The 3400-nt window shown below is 68.2% G+C and carries 1 protein-coding gene; it reads left to right on the top strand.

Going from position 1 to position 3400, the window contains the following annotated elements; translation table 11 throughout:
- Positions 1-3400, top strand: a 3400-nt coding sequence (locus tag DFR29_RS28690) for a condensation domain-containing protein (protein ID WP_166654424.1), incomplete at both ends; no start/stop codon positions are given.

Here is a 3400-nt window from a genome sequence, read left to right as displayed (position 1 = left end):
TGAGCGAGGACAGCGCGCCCTGCGCGGCTGCGCATTGCATCGTGGTCGGCGGCGAGCAACTCGGCACGGCGACACTGCGGCTGTGGACCCGGCTGTTGCCGCAGGCGGTATTTGTGAACGAATACGGTCCTACCGAAACGGTGGTTGGCTGCAGTGTGTATTCAGTGTCGGGTGTGGATTCGCTGGCCGGCCTGGGCCATGCCGTGCCGATAGGCCGGCCGATCCGCAACACGCAGCTGTATGTGCTCAACGAAGGCTTGCGCCTGCAGCCGGCCGGCAGCGTGGGCGAGCTGTACATCGGCGGTGCCGGCGTGGCGCGCGGCTATCTGAACCGCGCCGGGCTGACGGCGGAGCGCTTCGTGCCCGATCCCTTTGCCGAAGGCAGCGGACAGCGGATGTACCGCACCGGCGACCTGGTGCGCTGGCTGCCCGGTGGCGAGCTGGAATTCATCGGCCGGTGCGATCACCAGGTCAAGATTCGCGGCTTCCGCATCGAGCTGGGCGAGATCGAGGCGGCCCTGCTGGCCTGTGCCGGCGTGCGCGAAGCGGTGGTGCTGGCGCGCGAAGACGTACCGGGCGAAAAGCGCCTGGTTGCCTACGTCACTGCTACTGCCGCCGAGCCGGCGGCGGAAACCCTGCGCGAACAGCTGCGCGCCATGCTGCCGGACTACATGCTGCCGGCGGCCTTTGTCTGCCTGGCTGAGATACCGCTGAATACCAACGGCAAGGTCGATCGCCGCGTCTTGCCGGCACCGGAATACCGCGCCGCGCAATTCGTCGCACCGCAGGGCGATACGGAAACCCGCCTGGCGCAGATCTGGATGCGCGTGCTGCGCCTCGACGCGATCAGCCGTGATGCGGATTTCTTCGACCTGGGCGGCCATTCCCTGCTGGCCACGCGAGCGGTGAGCGAGATTGCCCGAACCTTCGGCAAGCCCTTGCCGATCCGCAGCCTGTTCGAACAGCGCCGCCTGTGGCAGCTGGCGGCGCATCTGGACGCGCAGGCACAGTCAGCCTACGCGGCGATACCGCGCGTAGCCCGCGACCAGCCCTTGCCGCTGTCGTATGCGCAGCAGCGGCTGTGGTTCATCGACCAGCTCGAAGGCGCCAGCGCGCAGTACAACCTGCCGCTGGCGCTGCGCCTGCAGGGCGAACTGCAGCAGCCGGCCCTGCAGCTGGCGCTGGACCAGTTGCTGCAGCGGCACGAAGTGCTGCGCACCACGTATGCCGACGTGGACGGCACGGCGCTGCAGACCATACAGCCGGCGGCGTCCGTCACGATTGTCCGCACCGACCTGCGCGAACTGGCGGCCGACCTGCGCGAAGCGCGTCTGCAGCAGCTGCTGCGCGACGAAGCCCAGCAAGCGTTCGACCTGGGCCAGGGCCCGCTGCTGCGCTGCCGCCTGGTGCAGCTCGGCGATGTGGACTATGCACTATTGTTTACCTTGCATCATATTGTCTGCGATGGCTGGTCGCTGGGCGTGCTGGTGCGGGAATTCGCCGCACTGTACGGCGCACGCGTGCGCGGCGAGACAGCAGCCCTGGCGGCCTTGCCGGTGCAGTACGCCGACTACGCGGCCTGGCAGCGCGAGCGCCTGCAGGGCGAGACGGTACAGGCCCAGCTCGGCTACTGGCGCCGGCAGCTGGCCGGCCTGCCGGTGGTGCACGGCCTGCCGCTGGACCGGCCGCGGCCGGCGCAGCAGCGCTTCGACGGTGCACGCCTGCGCCAGGACATCGATGCAGCGACCCTTGACGGTCTGCAGGCGCTGGCACGGCAGCACGATGCCAGCCTGTTCATGCTGCTGCAGGCGGCTTTCGCCGTGCTGGCAGCGCGCTGGAGCGGCGAGACGGATATCGCGATGGGCACGCCGATTGCCGGCCGCCTGCATCCGGATGTGGAGCCGCTGATCGGCTTTTTCGTCAACACCCTGGTACTGCGCAGCGATCTGTCCGGCGATCCGACCCTGCAGGCGGTGCTGCAGCAGGCGCGCGCCACGGCGCTGAGTGCCTACGAGCACCAGGAAATTCCGTTCGAGATGCTGGTTGACGAGCTGAAGCCGGCGCGCAGCCTCAGCCATGCACCGCTGTTCCAGCTGCTGTTCACGCTGCAGAACAATGAACAGAGCGAACTGCAGCTGCCCGGCCTGAGCCTGGCGCCGCTGGGCGCGCGCAACGAGCAGACCAAGTTCGATCTGCAGCTCACCGCGGCCGAGACTCAACAGGGACTCTGGCTGTCCTGGAGTTATGCGCAAAGCCTGTTCGACGCGGCCAGCGTGGAACGCCTGGCGCAGGCTTATGCCCGGTTGCTGCAGCAATGGCTGGCGCGGCCGCAGGCGCGGCTGAGCGAACTGGACTGGCTGGACGAAGACGCGGTACAGGCCTTGCGCCGGCAAGGGCAGGGACCGGCCAGCCGTGCGCACCGCGCGGACAGCCTGGCGCTGCAGATCGCGCGGCAGGCACAACGCACGCCGCAGGCCGTGGCTGTGCGTTGCGGCGCACAGCAGCTGAGCTATGCGCAGCTCGATGCACGCGCCAACCGGTTGGCGCACGCGCTGCTCGCCCGCGGCCTGGGGCGTGGCGCGCGGGTTGGCCTGCTGCTGGATCGTTCGGCGGAACTGATGATCGCCTTGCTCGGCGTGCTGAAGAGCGGCGCGGCCTACGTGATGCTGGACCAGCGCCAGACGCCGGAACGCCTGCAGGCCATCCTGGCCGATGCAGCGATTGGCCTGGTGCTGCTGGACAGCCGCCGTTCCAATCTGCTGCTGAGCGGCGTGGACGTGCTGCACCTGGATGCGGCAGCGACCGCAGTGGACTGGCTGGCCGAACAGGCGTCTACCGATCCGGCCGTCGTTGTCGCCGCCGAGGACAGCGCCTATGTGCTGTACACCTCGGGCTCTACCGGCACGCCCAAGGGTGTAGAGATCCTGCACCGCGGCCTGACCGACTATTGTGCCTTTGCGCGCGAAGGCTATTACGCCGCATCGCTGAGCGGATCGCTGGTGGTGACGTCGCCGGCGTTCGACCTGACGGTGCCGTCGCTGTACGTGCCGCTGCTGACGGGCGGTTGCGTGGAACTGATCGCGGCTGACGACGATCTCGCCGGTTTTGCCGCGCGGCTGGAACAGGCCGATATGCCGCCGGTGCTGCTGCGCCTGACGCCATCGCATCTGCAGGGATTGCTGCAGCTGGCCGACGAAACGCCGCGCCAGACTGCACATGTATTCGTGATCGGCGGCGAAGCGTTCGGCGTGGATCTGGCGCGGCAGCTGCAGGCGAAGTATCCGCAGGCGCAGATCTACAACCATTACGGCCCGACCGAAACCGTGGTCGGCTGCAGCTGGTACGACGTGACGGCGAATCTGGCCGATCTGCAGCGCACGATTCCGATCGGCCGGGCGAT

This window comes from Tahibacter aquaticus, from assembly GCF_004363655.1.
GTDB lineage: Bacteria > Pseudomonadota > Gammaproteobacteria > Xanthomonadales > Rhodanobacteraceae > Tahibacter > Tahibacter aquaticus.
Note: the sequence above shows the minus strand (reverse complement) of the source record. Positions and strands in the feature narration are given on the sequence as shown.